The 18,636-nt window shown below is 68.7% G+C and carries 18 protein-coding genes; 13 read left to right on the forward strand and 5 right to left on the reverse strand.

Features of this window, described 5'->3' with window-relative positions:
* The 6 genes from BLW27_RS14235 (at position 1) to BLW27_RS14260 (ending at position 6,381) form a co-directional block, all read left to right on the forward strand.
* Positions 1-1,317 carry an FAD-dependent oxidoreductase gene (locus tag BLW27_RS14235; protein ID WP_089884103.1) on the forward strand — a complete coding sequence of 439 codons (1,317 nt, stop codon included), beginning with the start codon at positions 1-3 and terminating at the stop codon, positions 1,315-1,317.
* A gap of 222 nt (positions 1,318-1,539) precedes the next feature.
* Entirely contained in the window at positions 1,540-2,823 is a 1,284-nt protein-coding gene (locus BLW27_RS14240) for an aconitase X (protein WP_089884104.1), read from the forward strand.
* A complete protein-coding gene (locus tag BLW27_RS14245) occupies positions 2,820-3,260 on the forward strand; it encodes an aconitase X swivel domain-containing protein (RefSeq protein ID WP_089884107.1) in 441 nt (146 codons plus the stop codon). Before BLW27_RS14240 ends, BLW27_RS14245 begins: the two co-directional genes overlap by 4 nt.
* Positions 3,261-3,316: 56 nt before the next feature.
* Complete coding sequence (locus tag BLW27_RS14250) at positions 3,317-4,429, forward strand: C4-dicarboxylate TRAP transporter substrate-binding protein (protein ID WP_177177914.1); 1,113 nt, start codon at positions 3,317-3,319, stop codon at positions 4,427-4,429.
* 66 nt (positions 4,430-4,495) lie between these two features.
* Positions 4,496-5,065 carry a TRAP transporter small permease gene (locus BLW27_RS14255; protein ID WP_089884111.1) on the forward strand — a complete coding sequence of 190 codons (570 nt, stop codon included), beginning with the start codon at positions 4,496-4,498 and terminating at the stop codon, positions 5,063-5,065.
* Positions 5,062-6,381, forward strand: coding sequence for a TRAP transporter large permease (locus BLW27_RS14260; protein ID WP_089884114.1), 1,320 nt, complete (start codon positions 5,062-5,064; stop codon positions 6,379-6,381). The genes BLW27_RS14255 and BLW27_RS14260 overlap by 4 nt, the downstream gene beginning before the upstream one ends.
* A 4-nt stretch (positions 6,382-6,385) precedes the next feature.
* Here BLW27_RS14260 and BLW27_RS14265 read toward each other — a convergent pair whose 3' ends face one another.
* Positions 6,386-7,279 carry a LysR family transcriptional regulator gene (locus BLW27_RS14265; protein WP_089884115.1) on the reverse strand — a complete coding sequence of 298 codons (894 nt, stop codon included), beginning with the start codon at positions 7,277-7,279 and terminating at the stop codon, positions 6,386-6,388.
* 334 nt (positions 7,280-7,613) lie between these two features.
* Between BLW27_RS14265 and BLW27_RS14270 the strand changes: the two genes are divergently transcribed.
* Complete coding sequence (locus BLW27_RS14270; RefSeq protein ID WP_143042276.1) at positions 7,614-7,931, forward strand: hypothetical protein; 318 nt, start codon at positions 7,614-7,616, stop codon at positions 7,929-7,931.
* A 148-nt stretch (positions 7,932-8,079) separates the two neighbouring features.
* Here BLW27_RS14270 and BLW27_RS14275 read toward each other — a convergent pair whose 3' ends face one another.
* A complete protein-coding gene (locus tag BLW27_RS14275; RefSeq protein ID WP_245710888.1) occupies positions 8,080-8,886 on the reverse strand; it encodes an EF-hand domain-containing protein in 807 nt (268 codons plus the stop codon).
* Between the two features lie 245 nt (positions 8,887-9,131).
* Here BLW27_RS14275 and BLW27_RS14280 point away from each other — a divergent pair, with 245 nt between their 5' ends.
* From BLW27_RS14280 to BLW27_RS14290, 3 genes are all read left to right on the forward strand, one after another.
* The gene (locus BLW27_RS14280) at positions 9,132-10,301 is read left to right on the forward strand and encodes a hypothetical protein (RefSeq protein ID WP_089884118.1); all 1,170 of its coding nucleotides are present in this window, start codon (positions 9,132-9,134) and stop codon (positions 10,299-10,301) included.
* A 46-nt stretch (positions 10,302-10,347) separates the two neighbouring features.
* Positions 10,348-12,096, forward strand: a complete 1,749-nt coding sequence (locus BLW27_RS14285; RefSeq protein ID WP_177177915.1) for a VWA domain-containing protein — start codon at positions 10,348-10,350, stop codon at positions 12,094-12,096.
* An 85-nt stretch (positions 12,097-12,181) separates the two neighbouring features.
* Positions 12,182-12,949: an SH3 domain-containing protein gene (locus BLW27_RS14290; RefSeq protein WP_143042278.1), complete on the forward strand. Its 768-nt coding sequence runs from the start codon at positions 12,182-12,184 to the stop codon at positions 12,947-12,949.
* 33 nt (positions 12,950-12,982) lie between these two features.
* Here the strand turns inward: BLW27_RS14290 and nadE are convergent, their stop codons facing one another.
* Positions 12,983-14,488, reverse strand: a complete 1,506-nt coding sequence (nadE, locus tag BLW27_RS14295) for an NAD(+) synthase (RefSeq protein WP_089884124.1) — start codon at positions 14,486-14,488, stop codon at positions 12,983-12,985.
* Positions 14,489-14,635: 147 nt separating this feature from the next.
* Here nadE and BLW27_RS14300 point away from each other — a divergent pair, with 147 nt between their 5' ends.
* Complete coding sequence (locus tag BLW27_RS14300; protein ID WP_177177916.1) at positions 14,636-15,199, forward strand: lipocalin family protein; 564 nt, start codon at positions 14,636-14,638, stop codon at positions 15,197-15,199.
* A gap of 110 nt (positions 15,200-15,309) precedes the next feature.
* On the opposite strand, the gene BLW27_RS14305 is transcribed toward BLW27_RS14300, so the two are convergent.
* Positions 15,310-15,831, reverse strand: coding sequence for a ferritin-like domain-containing protein (locus BLW27_RS14305; RefSeq protein WP_089884128.1), 522 nt, complete (start codon positions 15,829-15,831; stop codon positions 15,310-15,312).
* A gap of 528 nt (positions 15,832-16,359) precedes the next feature.
* Here BLW27_RS14305 and BLW27_RS14310 point away from each other — a divergent pair.
* Both BLW27_RS14310 and BLW27_RS14315 read left to right on the forward strand, forming a co-directional pair.
* Positions 16,360-16,710: an SPW repeat domain-containing protein gene (locus BLW27_RS14310; protein ID WP_089884130.1), complete on the forward strand. Its 351-nt coding sequence runs from the start codon at positions 16,360-16,362 to the stop codon at positions 16,708-16,710.
* Between the two features lie 187 nt (positions 16,711-16,897).
* Positions 16,898-17,488 (forward strand): exopolysaccharide biosynthesis protein, encoded by a 591-nt coding sequence (locus BLW27_RS14315; RefSeq protein ID WP_089884132.1) that lies wholly within the window; start codon positions 16,898-16,900, stop codon positions 17,486-17,488.
* Between the two features lie 108 nt (positions 17,489-17,596).
* On the opposite strand, the gene BLW27_RS14320 is transcribed toward BLW27_RS14315, so the two are convergent.
* Entirely contained in the window at positions 17,597-18,454 is an 858-nt protein-coding gene (locus BLW27_RS14320; RefSeq protein WP_089884134.1) for an SDR family oxidoreductase, read from the reverse strand.
* Positions 18,455-18,636 lie beyond the last annotated feature (182 nt).

The following is an 18,636-nucleotide window of genomic DNA, read 5'->3' on the forward strand; positions in this document are numbered from 1 at the left end:
ATGTCGAACGGACGCCCCATCAACCCCGAAACCGAGATTCTGCGCTATTCCGGCGAAACGCTGCACCGAGAGATCGACGTCGACCTCTGCGTCGTCGGCGCCGGGATCTCGGGCACCACGACCGCCCTCGAGGCCGCGCGCCTGGGCCTGAAGGTTGCCATCGTGGACGGGATGCCCTCGCTGGGCGGACAGGCGGTGAACTCGATCATCGGCACGTTCTGCGGGCTTTACCGAAACGGCACGCATGGCCACCGGTTCACCTTCGGGATCGTCGACGACATGCTCGACTGGCTCGAGAAGCGCGACGCGCTCTACTACCGGCACGGGCCGATGACGACGGTGGTGCATTACAACGAGATCGCGCTCAGCCGGTGGGTCGAGACCCGGATCGAGGAAGCGGGGATCGTTCCCGTGACCGGCGCGATCCTGCGGTCCGTCCAGACGGACGGGCGCCGCATCGGATCGGTGCACATGGCCACGCGCTACGGCGACGTCACGATCCGTGCGCAGAGTTTCGCGGATTGTTCGGGCGACGCCGCGCTGACATGGCTCGCCGGTTTCGAATGCCGCGAGCCGGCCGAGAAGATCTATGGCTCGCAGCAGGCGGTGGTCGAGGGCATCCGGCTGGACGCCGAGCCCCCCGCGCGCGAGGACCTGGCCGCGCGGATCGCCGAAAAGGCCGAATCCTACGGCCTGATCCGGCGCAACGGGCTGATGTTCTACTTCCCCGGCAAGGACGTCGCCGTGATGAACATGACCCACGTGGAAACACCGCTCGACCCGATCGAGGCCTCGCGCACCGGGCTGATCGGCAAGGACCAGGTGGACAGGGGCGTGCAGCTTCTGCGCGACGAATTCCCCGAGATCTTCGGCGACATCACCGTGCGGTCCTACGGGCTTCCGGGGATCCGGCAGACTCGCTGGATCAGGGCCACCCATCACATCACGACCGAAGAGGTGACGGGGCAGGTGAAATACCCCGACGCCATCGCGCGCACCGCCTGGCCGATCGAGCTGCACAACGCGCCCGAAGGGTTCGTGTGGGAAACGTTCGACGAGGACCACGTGCACTACGTGCCTTTCTCGTCGATGATCTCACCCGAGGCCGACAATCTGGTCGCGGTCGGGCGCTGCATCGACGGCGATCCGGCGGCGCTGTCGTCGGTGCGCGTCATGGGGCCGTGCATGGCGCAGGGGATGGCGGCGGCGAACGCGCTGGATCTGGCGGGGTCGGGGTCGGTCCACCAGATCGACATCGCCGCCCTTCAGGACCGGGTGCGCGACAATCTCGACCGGACCGACGGCGTCGCCCCCTGAGGGCCCGGCCCGTCGTCGCGCGCGTTCCCGGCGAGGCGGCTGTCTGACCGTTCCGTTCCAGCGACGCCCGGGCCTCAACGGTCCGGGGCTCGTTTCCCGTTCGTGCGTCAATGTCTGGCCGATTGCGCGGCCATCTTTCACGAAACGCGAAAGATAGCTGCGCAATTTTCCTTGTTCTCGCGCGCTTTGCGACTGGGTAAAAGAAATCGGGGAGGATTTGGAATGCGCCTGAGCGATGCCGAAAAGGCCATGCTGGACGGCGATGCGGGGCCCGCGAAGGCCCGCGCGATGGACCTTCTGCTGCGCTACGGAGAGGCCCTTGGCGCCGACCGGCTGATCGAGGTGTCGCACGTGGCGGGCACCTGGTCGTCCACGACGCCGTTCGTGCAGGCCGACCTGCCCGAGGCGGACGATTTCGACACGATCTTCTCGCGCTTCAACCTCGACTCGGACATCACGGTCGAGACGCCCCGCGCCGTGGTGCCGACCTGCCAGCTGATCCACGGGATCGACACGCGCAACCACGCGGCGCAGGGCTTTTCCGACGCGCAGGCGGCACTTCAGCGCAAGTCCGAGCACTTCTTCGGCAGCCGCGGCGTGCAATGGTGTTCGACCTGCACCCCCTACCAGGTCGGCCATGTCCCCCTGAAGGGGCAGCACGTGGCGTGGATGGAAAGTTCGGCCGTGGTCTATGCCAACGCGGTGATCGGCGCGCGAACCAACGTGGAGGGGCGCGAATCCACCGGCGCGGCCTCGATCACCGGGCGCATTCCGTATTTCGGGCTGCACGTTCCGGAAAACCGCGTCGCGACGCACCGCGTCGACGTCGAGATCCCGGTCCGCACCATGCGGGACTGGGGCCTGCTGGGCTATGCGGTCGGTTCGATGGTGCAGGAGGAGATCCCGGTCCTGTGCGGCATCGACGCTCTGCCCCGGCCCGAATGGCTAAAGCATTTCGGCGCCGCCGCGGCATCGTCGGGCGGGGTCGAGATGTATCACATCCCCGGCGTCACGCCCGAAGCCGCGAGCGCCGACGAGGCGCTGGGCGGCACGGCGCCGCGCCATGTCCACCGCTACGGCGCCGCGGAACGGCGGCGGGCATGGGACCGGCTGAACGGCGCGAACACCCGCGACGACGTCAACTTCGTCATGCTGGGATGCCCGCACAATTCGTCCGACCAGATGTGGCGCATCGCCGAGCTGCTGGAAGGCCGGCGGGTGCACGGCTCGGTCGCGCTGTGGGTGCACACGCCGCGCCAGATCCGGCATCTTTGCGACGAAAGCGGCGTCACCGGGACGATCGAGCGGGCAGGGGCGCTGGTCATGTCCGACAGCTGTCCCGCGATCAACCGCATGACGCCGCAGGGCACGCAGGTCATCGCGACCGACAGTTGCAAGCAGGCGCATTACCTGCCCGCGATCACGGGGTACCAGACGTGGTTCGGGTCGCTCGAGGACTGCATAGACGCCGCGATCACCGGCCGCTTCCGGGGATCGCCCGAATGAGCGAGACCCGCGACACGATCGTCCTGCGCGGCCGCAAGGTCGTCGGCGGCGTGACCGAGGGCGAGGCCTTCGTCACGCGCGACACGGTTTCGGGCTGGGGCGGGATCGACGCGCGGACCGGGACGATCACAGAAACGCTGCACGACAAGGTCGGCCACAGCTTTGCCGGCAAGGTCCTGGTCTTTCCCGGCGCCAAGGGCAGCTCCGGCTGGTCGCACTACTTTCACGCCGCGCGCCTGATGAGCACCGCGCCCGCCGCCATGCTCTTCACGGTGATGACGACGAAGGTGGCGCTGGGCGCGGTCGTGACGCGCGTGCCCGCGATGACGGATTTCGACCGCGACCCTTTCGAGGCGATCGAGGACGGTGACTGGATCCGCGTGGACGCGGATGCGGGGCTGGTGGAAATCAGCAAGACCCGGAACCCGCGCCGATAGGGGCGCCAAGCGGCCGCAAGAGCCGCAGCAGACAGAAACGTTGGGAGGAAACGATGATGAGAACGACAAGACTGGGCTTCGCGGGGCTGGCGGCGCTTGCGCTGGCCGCGCCCGCCACCGCCGAGGAATTCATCCACGGTTCGTGGTTCGGGGTGAACCATTCGGTGAACACGCAGGGGCTTGAACCCTATTTCGACCTGCTGCGCGAGGAATCCGGCGGAGAGATCGACTGGAACCTCGTGCCCGGTGCGCAGCTTGCCTCGGGACCCGGCACGCCCGAGGCCGTGTCGTCGGGTCTGATGGACGCGGGCATCGCGGTCGCGCCCTACCAGCCGCGGATGCTGCCCAACACGAACTTCGTCTTCTCGCATTCGCTGCCCGGCGACGACGCGCTGGCCGCGACGGGCGCGATGAACGAGACGGTCATGCTGGGCTGCCCCGGCTGCCAGCAGGAATACCGCGACAACAACGCCGTTGGCTTCGGCGGATACTCCACCACGCCCTATAACTTCATGTGCCGCGACATGGTGGACTCGGTTGACGATCTTGCGGGCAAGAAGGTGCGCGCATCCGGCGGCGGTGTGACCATCACCGAGATCGCGGGCGCGACCCCGGTCTCGATGTCCCCGGCCGAGGCCACGACCGCGCTGGAACGCGGCACGCTCGATTGCGTGCTGGGTGCGGTCAGCTGGCTGCGCTCCTACGGCTACCAGGACGTGGTCGAAAGCGTCGTGGACAGCCCGATGGGCATGGGCGGGCCGCCGATCCTGATGTTCGTCAACCGCGACACGTGGGAGTCGATGACCCCCGAGATGCGGGCCCTGCACATCGAGCACGCGCCCGACCTCGTGGCGGGGGCCGCGTATGACGGACAGGTCAGCTATGACGCCGGCATCATCGAGGCCGCCAAGGAGCAGGGCGTGACCTTCGTCGAGGGCGGAGAGGATTTCGCCCAGGTGATGGCGACGCACGACCAGAACCAGCGCGCCGGCAACCTCGAGGATGCCGCCGCCGCCGGAGCCAGCGGCGCCGAGGAGGTCCTGGACTACTACATCGCCGCATACGAGCGCTGGCAGGGTCTGCTGGACGAGCGGGGCCGCGACAGGGACGCCTTCCGCAGCCTGCTGTGGGACGAGGTGTATTCCAAGGTCGACCCCGACGCTCTTTGACGCGAGGGACAAAACACCGGCGGCGCGGGGGCTTCTCCGCCCGCCGACATCCGGGGAGGAGCAGCCATGAAAGCCGCAAAGGCAGTATACGACGGGCTGATCGGCCTGTTCGCGTGGATTGCCGGGATCGCGACGGTCCTGATGATGATCATGGTCACCGTCGACGTGATCGGGCGCAACGTGTTCAACCACCCGGTCACCGGAACGGTCGAAATCGTGTCGAACTACAACATGGTGATCCTCGCCTTCCTGCCGCTGGCGCTGATCGCGAAGGAACGCGCGCACATCGTGGTCGAACTGTTCACCAGCTGGATGTCGCGGCGCGCGCGCACCGGGCTCGACGCCTGCGTCGCGGTCGTGACCTTCGCCTACATGGCCGCGTTCACCTGGAAGGCGATCGACATCGCGCAATCCAAGACGCGCATCCGCGACGCCAAGGAATCCGGCGCCGGCTTCATCGAGGTCTGGCCCGCGCGCTGGGTCGTCGTCGCGGGCTTCGGGCTTATGACGGTCGTGGTCCTGGTGATCCTGGTCCGCGACTTCCGCGCCGCCTGGCGCGACAGGGGGTATGACGACGGCGGGGATTCCTCGGCGCATATCCGCGCCGCTCTCGAGGAAGGGGAGACGAAGCTTTGAGCGAGGCAGTCCTCGGGTTCGGCAGTCTGGGCCTCATTCTCCTGCTGATCGGCATCCGCATCCCCATCGGCGTCGCGCTGGGCGTCGTCGCGTTCCTCGGCTTCGCCCTGGTGCGCAACGAACGGGTCGCGTTCTCGATGATGATGGCGACCCCGTTCGAGGTGGCGTCGAAATGGGACCTGTCCGCGATCCCCATGTTCATCCTGATGGGGGCCGTCGCGCATGCGACGGGCATCAGCAGCGCGCTGTTCCGCGCCGCCCGGTTGTGGCTGTCGGGTCTGCCGGGCGGGCTCGCGGTCGCCACGAACCTGTCGGCGGCGGGCTTTGCCGCCGCGTCCGGCTCGTCGGTCGCGACCGCCGCGACCATGGGCCGGATCGCCATCCCGGAAATGCTGCGCGCGGGCTACGCGCCCAGCCTCGCCACTGGCGTCGTCGCCTCGGCGGGCACGCTGGGGGCGCTGATCCCGCCGTCGATCCTGTTCGTGATCTACGGCGTCTTCGCCGAGGTCTCGATCACCAAGCTGCTGATCGCGGGCGTCATCCCGGGGCTGCTGACGGCGGGGATCTACACGATCATGATCATCGGCCGGTGCTATTTCGACCCCAGCGTCGCGCCGCGCCTGTCCCCGGACACCGACCGGGGCGAGCTGTGGCGCCAGCGCTGGGCGTCGCTCATCCCGGTATGGCCCCTGCTCATCCTGATCGTCGGCATCATCGGCGGGCTCTACGGCGGCATCGTCACCCCGACCGAGGCGGGCGCGGTGGGCGCGGCCCTGGCCTTCGCCATCGCCGCCATCCAGCGACGCCTGACCGTCCTGGTGGTGCGCGAAAGCGTGATGGAGGCGGTCAAGACCACGGCGCAGCTTCTGTTCGTGGCCGTCGGCGCGGTGATGTACACGCGGTTCCTGGCGCTGATCGGCTTCCCGGATCTTCTGGTCAGCATCATGGGCGACTGGGCCGTGGACCCGGTGCTGATGCTGGTGGCGATCTCGCTGATCTACATCCTGCTGGGCATGTTCCTCGACCCGCTCGGCGTGCTGCTGCTGACGCTGCCCATCGTGCAGCCGATCTTCGCCGCCCTCGGGCTCGACCCGATCTGGCTGGGCGTCATCGTCGTGAAGTATATCGAGATCGGGTTGCTGACGCCGCCGGTCGGCTTCAACGCCTACGTGGTCAAGAACGTGGTCGGGGACGCCATCCCGCTCGAGACGATCTTCCGCGGCATCGGCTGGTTCCTGGCCTGCGAGGCGGTGATCATGGTGCTGCTTCTCAGCTTCCCCGAGATCTCGCTCTGGCTGCCCAACTCGATGGAGTGAGGTCTCAGCGCTCCCACGGCGGTGGGTCGAACGCCGTCTTGAGGTGTTCGACCATCGCCAGCACCTCGGGCCGGTTCAGCTTGTGCTGCGGGACCATGGCCTTGAACCAGTAGGGCTCGATCGGGAAATCCGGCAGCAGCGGTTCCAGCGCGCCCGAGGCCAGTTCCTCGCGCGCCAGGAACTCGGGCACCACGGTCAGGCCGTGCCCGCCGACGGCGGCGTCGACCAGCAATCGGCTGTCGTTCACGGTGAACCGGGCGCGGATGTCCACGGCGACGGGTCCGCTCTTGCTCGAGAACGTCCAGGACAGGCCGACCGGCACGAAAGCCAGGCAGTCATGCGCCAGGATGTCGGCGGGCGTCTCGGGGCGGCCCTTCGCCTCGAGATACGCGGGCGAGGCGACCAGCAGGCGGGGATAGGGGCACAGCGCGAATTCCTCGACGCTGGCGAAGGATTGCGGCAGGGCGCCCAGCGCGATGTCCAGCCCCTCCTCGAGAGGGTTGATCAGCCGGTCCATGAGCAGGATCTCGACCGTGACGTCGCGGTGTTTCTCGAGGAAATCCGAAACGGCCCGGCCGACGAACATCGTCCCGATCGTCGTCGGCGACTTGATCCGCAGGTTGCCGGTCATGTCCCGCCCCGGAGACCGGAATTCCGAGATCGTCTCCTCCAACTCGGCCACGAGGATCTGCAGTTGCGGACGCAGCCGCTCGCCCTCGGGCGTCAGCAGCAGCTTGCGCGTCGAGCGTTCGAAAAGCGGCTTGCCGACCTCGTGTTCCAGCCGGCTGACGCGCTTGGTGATGACCGACGGCGCGGTGCCGATTTCCCGCGCCGCCGCGGAAAACCCGCCCTTGCGCGCGGTGACGAGGAAGGCCTTGATATCGATGAGCAGCGGCATGACCCGGACAGCGCCATTCCGACGCGCCGCGGTCAAGCGAAAACGAGGGCATCCCGCCCGCGAGACCCGCCGACCGCGCCTTTTTCTCGTTTCCACGATCCTGCGGCGAAGCCGGCACCTGAATCGCCCGGCCCGGTGCCGCGGCGCCTGCGCGGGATCGGCTCCAGCCGCCACGAAAAAAAGAATTCCCGTTGCGGAACAGTAGCGGCACTGCACGGTTTACGCTGCGCGTGCTGTAGGCGCGGCCTTTCCGGCCTCGGCGCAACGCGCACATTGCTGCGGCGCGCCGATGACAGGACGAAGCGTGCGTAGAGACCTTGGGGAGGAGAAGCGCATGCTTGGATGTCTGATGTGCGATGCGCGGAGAAACCCACTGCGGTGTCCGAAAGCGGGCTGCCACAGTGTTGTGCTGCGGATCACCGACCCTCTCGGTACGGACGCCGCGCGCCTTCGTCGGCGCCTCCGCGCGACGGGCCTGCGGCAGCGTTACGCAAGGCAGGTCTCCGACCAGATCACCGACCTGGGTTTCGGCGAGATCGTCCTGCCAAGGGTCGATGACGTGGTGTCGCTGCTCGCCGAGCTGTCCGGGATGCAGCTGGAAGCGCGCGTGGTCGAGGAAACCGATACCAGGGGCTACGCTTCGCTGCTGTAGCGGCCGGCGCACGCCGGTAGGGCTTGAACCGCTCGCGCCCCGCCCAAGCCAATCCCCGGAGCCGCACAATTCGAGATCGTTGCCGATAGCCGCCCGGGCCGAACGAAGGGTCCGGCCCGGGGCGTGTCGTCGAGGCGGACCGGGCCGCTCAGTTGCCCTGACGGTTGTTGTCCGCGGCGCCGGTGCCGCCCAACGGATGGCCGAGGCCGGGGCGCATCTGGCCGTCTTCGGGCATCATCCGCCCGCGCTCATCGCCATTCCGGTCCATCATCGGCCCACGCGCGTCACCGTTCCGGTCCATCATCCGCCCGCGCGCATCGCCGTTCCGGTCCATCATCGGCCCGCGCGCGTCGCCGTTCCGGTCCATCATCGGGCCGCGGGCGTCGCTGTCCCGATCCATCATCCGGCCGCGCGCGTCGCCGCGGCGCTCCATCATCCGGTCGTGCATCCGCTGCATGCGCTCCATCTGGCGGACGGGCGCCTGCATTTCCTCTTCGGTGACCTGGCCGTCACCGTCCGCGTCCAGGTGCTGGAAACGGTCGACCATCCGCTCGCGGATGAGCGCGCTGTGCAGCGTCTCGAACTCGTCGATCGAAAGCGCGCCGTCGCCGTCCTCGTCGTATTGGGTGCGCAGATCGCCCAGGCCCGTGCGCATCTCGTCGACGGTGAGGTCGCCGTCGTCGTCCGCGTCGAACCTATCGTGCAGGCCCATGCCGTGCATTCCACCCTGGCCGCCCATCATGCCATGCATGCCGCCCATCGAGCCCATGCCGTGCATTCCACCTTGGCCGCCCATCATGCCATGCATCTGCATCATCATCGGCTTCTGGCCGTGTCCGCCCCGCATGGCGGGCCCGCCGTCGCCGTGATGCCCGGAATAGCCTTGCGCCCCGGCAGCGCCCGCCGTCATGCCAAGGACGAGTGCCGACACGGTCAGTTTCGCATGCAGTTTCATAGCGTGTTTCCTCCAGCTTGTTTCGAAGGACTCATGTGGGGAACGAACGCGCGGTTCGAAACCCTGCGTCATGAAAGGATCTGTGCAGTCAAGCGCCGCGACCGCGAACGGTACCCCGCGGCTCGGCGCCCGCAGTCGTTGCGGCACCGGGTTTCGGCTGTTACGCTTTCCCTAGAGTAAGCGCTCAAGGAGGCACCATCGCCCGCTTTGCCGAACTGACCCCGACCGACAGCGGATTCTTCACCGTGTTCGCGGAAACCCTCGCGCCTCGCCTTCACGAGATGAAGGCGCGGCGAAAGGCGCATCCGGCCGGTGCGCCCAAACAGGCCGGTCCGGCGGCCGGGGCGGGGCTGGGGCTGCTTGTCGCGCTGCTGGGCGGCGGCCCGGTCCACGCGCAGGTGCCGCCCTGCGAAGGCACCTACGAGGTGTTCTTCGGCAAGAGCACTACCGCGGTCGCGCCGGGGAACACGATGCCCAAGGCCGGGCGGATCGCGCAGGCCTACAACAACCGCGAAGGCTGGGTCGGGCAGGTCATCCGCAAGCCCCAGAGCGAGGGGATGCACCAGATCGCCGTGGGCGATTGCGGCCGCCAGTTCGTCGTCACGCAAGGCGCCAACCAGATGCTGTTCCTGCAATCGGCTTCGGACGAGACGATCTACGTCGCTCAGGACATCGACGACGTGCCGGGCGAGATGACGGTGCGCGTGGTCGACCACAAGATCATGGTCGGCCAGTTCGCGGGCCAGTCGCACGGGTTCAAGTTCAACTTCCCAATCGCGATGGAGCCGCACGACGTCGTGATGCCCGACATGGAGGGCTGCGCCGATGAGGAAGAGGCGGCGGACGAGGATCGCTTTCCCGTCGACCCCGAGCTGCGCGGCGAAGTGCTTGACATCGTCTCGGACGAGATCGGCCTGCCGCGCGACCTGGCGCCACGCTACATGGCGTCGCGGCGCTCCGTCGTCCAGAACCAGGCGGATGCCGACCGCGTGACACCTCTGGTGCCCGGCGAGCGCGGCTGCACCGAGGCGATCGACCGGACCATGGGCTGCTTCGACCAAGGACCGGAAGCCGGACGGGTGGTCGAGGCGACCATGGTCCTAGACGCGCAGGGGCGCCTGCTGCCGGTCACGATGCGGGCCGACGGCTCGGTGCATGCGGACGATCCCGCCGCCGCCGATTTCTGCGCCGAGGGCGGGACCCTGCCCGCGGCGACGCACCGGCTGTCGATCACGCTGTGGAGCCCCGAGGGCGCGGGGATGAACGACGCCCAGGCGATCCTGGCCGATTACGACACGCGGATCGCCCGCGAGGCCCACTACGCCGATGGCCGCGGCGCCGGGCACACGGTCCGCGCGCGGGCCATTGGCGAAGCCTACCGCGGCGTGGGCGCGCCGGTCACCGGCCGCCACTGACCGCCGAGCCGCCGAACGGTCCGGCAGCAACGACAGGGAGGGATCGATGCGACAGTTTCTTTCGACGATCGCGCTGGCCGGATGCGCCGCCGGCACGGCGATGGCCGCCGACGACGTGATGGTGGTGTTCGACGGGTCGAACTCGATGTGGGGCCAGATCGACGGCACCGCCAAGATCGAGATCGCGCGCCGCTCGATGGAAAGCCTGATGGGGGACTGGGTCGAGGGCACCAATCTCGGCCTCATCGCCTACGGCCACCGGCGTGAGGGCGATTGCACCGACATCGAGACGATCATCCCGCCCGGTCCGGCCGACCGCGCCGCCTTCATCGAGCGGATCGGCGCGATCACCCCGCGGGGCAAGACGCCGCTGACCGCCGCGGTCGAAGAGGCCGCCCGGCAATTGTTGTATCGCGACAACCCGGCCACGGTCGTGCTGATCTCCGACGGGATCGAAAGCTGCCAGCGCGATCCCTGCGCGCTGGCCGAAGAGCTCGAGCGCAGCGGCGTGGATTTCACCGCCCATGTCATCGGCTTCGGCCTTGCCGGCGAAGAGGAGCAGGCCGCGATCGCCTGCATCGCGGACCGCACCGGCGGGCGTTTCATCGCCGCCGGAAACGCGGGCGAACTGGGCGACGCGCTGGGCGCTGTCAGCGCGGAAGTGGCCGCCGCGGACGAGGCCGAACCGGAACCCGAGCTGGCGCCGGTCGCCCGGATGCCGGTCCCGGTGACGGCGCCGGAAAGCGTGACGGCCGGGGCAAATTTCGACGTCGGCTGGGCCGAAATCCTCGACGAGGCCGACATCGTGACGATCGTTCCGATTCAGGCGGAAGAGAGCGAAGTGGGCAATCACCTGCGGGTGCGCGGCGACGTCTCGGGCGCCTTGCGCGCGCCGGCCGATACAGGCCTCTACGAGGTCCGCTATGTCCGCCACCAGGGCCGCACGGTGGCCGGGCGGCAAACGGTCGAGGTCACCCCGGCCGAGGCGCAGGTCACCGCGCCGGAAACAGCCATCGCCGGATCGTCGTTCGACGTCTCGTGGACGGGCGCGATCCACCCCGCCGACTTCGTCACGGTCGTCCCCGCCGGCGCCGACGAGGGCACGGTCGAGGACCACGTGCGCGTTCGCGACAACGAAAGCGACAGCCTGCGTGCGCCGGCGGATCCCGGCCTCTACGAGGTCCGCTACGTGCTGGAGGAGGGCCGCCGGACGCTCGCCTCGACGCCGATCGAGGTGACCGAGCCGCAGGTGCAGGTGACCGCCACCGACACCGTGCGCGCCGGGGACGAGATCGAGATCAGCTGGAGCGGCGACGTTCCGCATCCGGGCGATTACATCACCATCGTGCCGCTGGGCGCCGCCGAGGGAGAGGTGCAGGACCACGACCGCGTGGGTTCGGAGACGTCGACCACCTTGCGCGCCCCTGCCGAGACGGGCGTCTACGAGGTGCGCTACGTTCTGGGCAATGGGCGCCGGACCCTCGCCAGCGCCACGGTCGAGGTGGTCGGCGCGACCGCGACGCTCGACACGGGCGGATCGCTGACGGCACCGGAGACGGCCGCGCCCGGCGAGGAGGTGCAGGTCTCGTGGACGTCGTCCTCGGCAAGCGACCGGCAGCGCGTCGCGCTGGCGCGGCGCGATCAGGCGGACTTCGTCTGGATCGACGCCAAGCCCGCCGCGAACGCACCGCCGCTCGCGTTCGTGATGCCCGACGCGCCGGGCCTCTACGAGTTCCGGCTTTTGGACCTGACCGGCCCGCAGGTCCTGAGCCGCGCGACCATCGAGGTGCGCTGAATGCGACGCGGGCGCGGCGGCGATGCCGTGCCGCGCAACCGGCCGGCGGCGCCGTCCGGCCGGCTCCGACGAGGAAGGATCCAGGATGCTCCAGACGAAACGTGCTGCATTGCTCTGCGCGGCGATGGTGGCGGCGCCGAACCCGGCCCCGGCCGAAGCGGATGGCCCCGACGCCTGGCGGGTCAGCGGCGTGGCGTCTGACGACGTGCTCAACATGCGCATGGGGCCGGGCACCGAATACCCCGTCATCGGCGCGCTGGCCCACGACGCCCGCCACCTGCGGGCCGAGACCTGCGCGCCGCTCGCGACCTTCGCGCAACTCGGCGCGCTGTCCGCGTCGGAACGTGCCGCCCTGCCGGCCCGCTGGTGCCTGATGGACGCCGGGTCGCGGGGCAGGGGCTGGGTGGCGCAGGCCTACCTGGCCGAGGACAGCCTGCCGGCGGGGCAGGCCGCGCGCCCGCCCGTCGACAAGGCGCCGCCCCCGTTCGACATCGCCGTCCCGCTGGTGCGGAACCTGTTCCAGAAAGAGGCCTTCCTGCTTGGCCGCGGCGAGTCCGTCCTCGACGACAGCGAGGAGTCGCGCGCGTGGTTCGCCTTGGCCCTCGCGCGCAGGATGGCGGCCGACCCCGGCGCGTACCTTCTGTTCGACGCGCAGGACGTGGATCTGGGCGACGTGACGGTGACGCACGATCCCGCCAATCCCGTCCGGCAGGGGCTGGTGACGATCCTCGTCCGGTTCGCCAACTTCGGCACCCCGCGGGAGGCGCGCGTCCTCGTCCGCGCCGATCCCGAACAGGCGGGCGCGATGCGGATCATCGCCGTCGAACACGAAAGCGGAGCCGCGATCCGCTAGAAGGCAGACGAGCGGCGGGCAGGGCGCGCCCCATTAGTTCTCCAGCGCCTCCAGCCCCAGTTCCAGCGCCTTGCGCACGGCGGCCGCCACGATGTCCTTCGGCTGGCCGTCGAACCTGTGCTCGGTCGCGCGCGCCTCGGCGCCGCTGCGTTGCGTGGCGATGTAGACCAAGCCGACCGGCTTGCCCTCGTCCGGCTCGGGGCCGGCCACGCCGGTGATCGCGATCGCAAGGCCCGCGCCCATCGCGCGCTCGAGCGCGCCTTGGGCCATCGCGCCGGCCACGTCGGGGTGATAGACCGTCTTCTCGCGGATCAGCGCCTCGGGCACGCCCAGCCCGTCGGTCTTCATGGACGGGCAATAGGCGATGAAACTGCCCTCGAGCGCCGACGAGCTTCCCGGGACGGCGGCCAGGCAGGCGCCCAGCAGGCCGGCGGTGCAGGATTCTGCCGTGACCACGCGCAGGCCGCGCTCTTTCAGGCGGTCGGCCAGGCGCTGGCCCAGCGAGGCGATCTCGCCCGAGAATGCCGTCAGCGCCCGGTCGTCGCGCAGCACGGCGGGGCGGAACAGCCGGTCGTCGATCACGTCCAGCATGGCCAGCCGCTCGGACTTGGGATGGTCCAGGGCGATCGGGTTCAGCCGCTTGAACCACGTCGTGCGCAACCGGTGCAGAACCGCCGCGATGGCGCGCTCGGCCGCCGGGTCGTCGCCCGCGTCCAGAAGGTCGGGAATGTCCGAGGCCTTGGCCTGCGGATTGCGCCGCAGCGCCTCCAGCACCGCGAAGACGCCGATGTCCCATTCCAGGTAGGTCGCGCCGATCTGCGCCTCGTCGCCTTCGCCGATGCCCAGCCCGTCGGTGGGCTTGGCCCGCCAGGTGCTTTCGGGCACGCCGTATTCCCGCGCCATCCACGGGATCTCCCACGATTTCAGCAGCGACTGCACCGGCGCAAGGTCGCCCACGTCGCCGTGCAGCGTCCAGAACCCCGCGCCGAGCTCCGAGAAGTTGTCGGTGCTCGCCACCAGACCGCCCCAGCGATGCGCCTGGTCGTAGAGCGTGATCATCCGCAGCCGGGCGCGAATGTTGCCGCGGCGGGTGCGCAGCGGGTCGGTGTCGCCGCCGGGAAGGTCCTCGTCGAGCGTGCCGAGCCCCGCCACCATGCTGCGGTACTGCTTGGACAGGTCGATGTGCAGGTGCTCCAGCCCCAGCGCGTGGCACGCTTCGATCCCGCGCTCGGTCTCGACGGGGTCCTGCTGGATCGGCAGGGTGTAGCCCGCGACGCGCCAGCCGGCGGCCTTCAGCAGCGCCGCCGTCACCGCGCTGTCGACGCCGCCCGACATGCCCAGCACCGCGGTCGAGACGCCGGCCTGCTCGCGGTACTCGACCAGTTGCTGGACCAGCCGCTTGCCGATCGCGTCCAGATCCTCGGGCGACGGAAACAGCCCCGCCTCCACCTGGTCGCGCAGCCTTGCGTCGAACCACGGAGAAAGCGGCCCGCGCGGCGCCTGCCGCGACAATTCGAGAATATCGTCCAGATGCTGCATCGCCTGTGCTCCCGTGTCTGTTCTTGGCAAAACCGGGGACAGCGACAGGGGTTCCGGCCCGGCGGTATTGCGCCCATGCCTGTGGCCGGCGGAACCTTCCGCGACCGCCCTTGTTGCCGGACCAGTCGAACACGAAAAGGAAATGGCATGAAACGCGCACTCTTCGCCGCGACCTCGATGCTGGTCGTAAGCACGGTGCCCGCGCTCGCGCAGCAGGCCGGCGCCGTCACCGCGTCCGAGGTCGAGCCGCAGGCCTATACCGGCACGTGGTACGAGGTCGCGCGGACGCCCGCCCCGTTCCAGCAGGAATGCCAGGGCGGCGTGACCGCGCAGTATTCCCTGATCGACGACACCACGATGGAAGTCGTCAACCGCTGCGACACCAGCGGCGGCGAAACCCAGAGCGTCAGCGGTGAGGCCGAGGTCGTCGACGGCAACTTCAACACCTTCTCGGTCGAAATCGGCGACGAGGGCGCGCCCGGCATCAACTACGTCGTCGCGGCCGCAAGCGAGGTCGAGAACGGGCAGTACCAGTGGGCTGCCGTTTATTCGCCCGACGACAAGATCGGCTGGATCCTGTCGCGCTCGGCGGAGCTGGACGAAGAGGACCGCGAGCAGGCGCGCTCGGCGCTGGAAGAGGCCGGCGTCGCCGTCTCGGAACTGTCCGACACGCCACAGCCGCCCGAAACCTACGAGCCTTCGGCCGACTAGGCGCGCGCGCCAACGCCGAAGGGAAGGGCGGCCACCGATCCGCCCTTTCGCCCCGCCACCGTTCCGCGGTGGCGCGGGACTTTGTACCGGGACCCGCTCGACGGCCGGTCCTAGCGCTTGGCCGTCTCGCTGCTGCCCTTGAGCGCGATGTAGGTCCGCGTCACCGCCGGGATGATCTCGGCCACCCATTCGGCCATGCGCCGCTCTTCATCGAGGGTCTTTTCCAGCAGTCCCAGATCGACGTCCAAGTCGGCCGCGCGCCCGGCCGTCAGAAGCGACGTGTATGCGGCGATCTCGTAGTTCTCGAAGGCGAGGTTCGCGAACGTGTTCTTCAGCACCTCGTCGCCGGCGGTGACATGGCCCAAGGCCGCCATCGAGCCGACGGTCGACAGGAACAGCCCCTTCATGGCCGAGCTCTTCTCGCGGATCGCTTCCAGCAGCGTGTCCAGCCGCTCGATCTGCGTTTCGGTTTCCGCCACGTGGTCCTGAAGCCGCTGCGACATCTCGGGGTAATGCTCCAGGCGGTTGATCTGGGGCTTCATGATCGACAGCGCCTGTTTCTCCATGGCGTGCGCATTGCGCAGCCCCACGACGAAGACGCCACGGGCGTGGTCCTTTTCGGTATCCGTCATGGCGATGCTCCTTCACGGGATGACCTGATCGGCAACCCGGCGTCCGTGCGATTGTTCCGGTGCGCGTGTTCCGGCGCCGGTGGTCCGGCCCGCAGCCGCGGGGCCCGCTTGCGGCAGGGCAAGCCGCCTCCGAAATTTCCCTCGGCGAACACGGCGGGGCATCCACGGCAAAGGCATTGCCGCCCTGCGCAACGCGCCGTCGCGCGTTCCGCCGGCTTCGCACGAACCGCGAAAGTCCTGACAGATCCTTAAAGCGTCTCTGCAAGCCATTGAATTCCTTACGGCGCCTGCATGTCCCACCGTGTGACACGCAGCCGCGGCGTCGCAGCGATGCGCGCAAAGGTCCGCCACCGCGACCTCGGCTGTCCGAACCGCCCGCGGGCGGCCGGTCCGGCATCGCATCCTCACGCATCGGCCGCGGGGGGAACAAGTTTCACGCTCGACCGTTTCGGCAGGACACCACCGGATCGACGGAGATCCCCGACGCGGCCGCGTCCCGCGCCGCCCACGTGTACTGGAGACCCGACCATGATCGACACCAAGACCCACGGAATCATCGACTACGTCACCGGCGCGCTGCTGCTGGTCGCGCCCTACCTGTTCAATTTCGCGACCGGCGGGATCGAGCAATGGCTGCCGCAGCTGCTGGGCGTGCTGATCATCGTCATGAGCCTGCTCACGCGCTACGAGTTGAGCGTCGCCAAGGTGATCCCGCTGAAGGTCCATCTGGGTGTGGACATGGCCGGTGGTGCTCTGCTTGCCGTCTCGCCCTGGCTGTTCGGCTTCGCCGACATCATCTGGTGGCCGCACCTGCTGGTCGGCCTGCTCGAGATCGTCGTGCCGCTGATGACCGACCGGACGGCCCGCGCAAGCACCTGAACCGGCAGGTTCCCGGGACCACATCGTCGGTCCCGGTGGGGCCGGGCCTCATGGCTTTCTTAGGAGGCCTCGAGGCGGCGCCGCGCACCACCGGCCGCGCCGGGACGCCACGGTTGTCCGGTGCGCCCTCCGGGAGCCTCTGCCAAGCGCGGATTTGAAAAGGCTGACGAACAAAGGTCCGGCAAGCATGGCAAAGCAACGAACCAATGCCCTGAGCGACGTCCTCGATCAACTGGAAGCCGCCACTCATTCGGGCAGCATCGAGGTGCAGGAGGTGATCGAGAAGCTCGGTCACCGGTCGTTCGCGTCCCTGATGCTGGTCTTCTCGCTGATCTCGACCTCTCCGGCGAGCGCCATCCCCGGCATAACGACGATCGTGGCGGCGATCGTCTTCATCCTGGTCGTGCAGATGATACTGGGGCGCGATTGCGTCTGGCTGCCCCGCTTCATCACCCGCCGCCGGATGTCGAGCGCCAAGCTTTGCAAGGGCATCGGATGGCTCCGCAAACCCGTCCACTTCGTCGAGCGGTTCCTGGATGTGCGGCTTACGTTCCTGTTTCACCGCCCCTGGCTGTGGCTTCCCCTCGTCGCGATCATGGCGCTGACGCTGTTCATGCCGTTCATGGAAATCATTCCCACCTCTGGCTCCATCGCTTCGGCGGTCATCGCGCTTTTCGCGGCAGGCTTGCTGACCCGCGACGGTCGCGTCGTCCTGCTGTCGCTGGTCCTGCTGCTCGCGGTTCCCGTTTCCGTCTGGTATTTCGGCTTTCAAGGATAAGGTCGGCCGCGCGACGGCGCTTGGTGCCGTTCACGCCCGTGGCGGCAGGGAAGGGGATCCCTGCCACCTAGTGCTGCGCCTTTGGAGCCGTGCTGTTCAGACCCTTTGCTAGATGAACGGTCGGCCGCCGGTTACGGGAATGGTTGCGCCGATGATGTAGCTCGACTCGTCGCTGGCCAGCATGACGTAGGGCGGCGCCAGTTCCTTCGGTTGCGCGGCACGGCCGATCGGCGTGTTGCTTCCGAAACTCTTCACCTTCTCGGGCGGCATCGTTGACGGAATGAGGGGCGTCCAGACCGGCCCCGGCGCCACGCCGTTCACCCGGATGCCCCGCTCGGCCAGCATGGCGCCGAGCCCGGCGATGAAGTCGCGGATGGTGCCCTTGGTGGTGGCGTAGGGCAGCAGCGACGGGCTGGGCTGGTCCGCGTTGATCGAGTTGGTGCCGATGATCGAGCCGCCGGGCCCCATATGCGGCAGCGCCGCCTTCACCAGGTAAAAGAAGGGGTCGACGTTGTTGGCGAAGGTCTTGCGCCATTCCTCGTCGGTGATGTCCTCGAACTTCCCGAAGCTCGCCTGATAAGCGGCGTTGCTGACCAGCACGTCGACGCGTCCGAAGGCGGACACGGCCTCGTCGATCACCTTGCGGCAATGCGCGGGATCGCTGAGATCGCCGCGCACCAGTACGGCCTTGCGGCCCGCTTCCTCGACCAGCCGCGCGGTCTCGCGGGCATCCTCGTCCTCCTCGAGATAGGAGATCAGCACGTCGGCGCCCTCGCGGGCGAAGGCGATGGCGGCGGCGCGGCCGATGCCGCTGTCGGCGCCGGTGATGACGGTCTTCTTGTCCTTCAGCCGCTCGTGGCCGACATAGCTGTCCTCGCCGTGGTCGGGGCGCGGGTCCATCGCGTCGGTGGTGCCGGGCATCGGCTGCTGTTGTTCGGGCTGCGGCGGAGTGGGTTCGTCTGCCATGGCGTCCTCCTTGGTGGGATGATTTCGGCGACGCGGCTTCCGGCACTGGCAGGACGTCCGGCCTGCCGCCGGCTTCGCGTCGGGTGTGTCGAAGGGCAAACGACCGGCGCGCGCCTCTGTTCCGTGGCCGGCAACGGCCTGCCGGCCTACCGAGCGGTGGTCGACTCGTCGCGGCCGGCGGT

The organism is Citreimonas salinaria (genome assembly GCF_900107235.1).
Classification (GTDB): Bacteria; Pseudomonadota; Alphaproteobacteria; order Rhodobacterales; family Rhodobacteraceae; genus Citreimonas; species Citreimonas salinaria.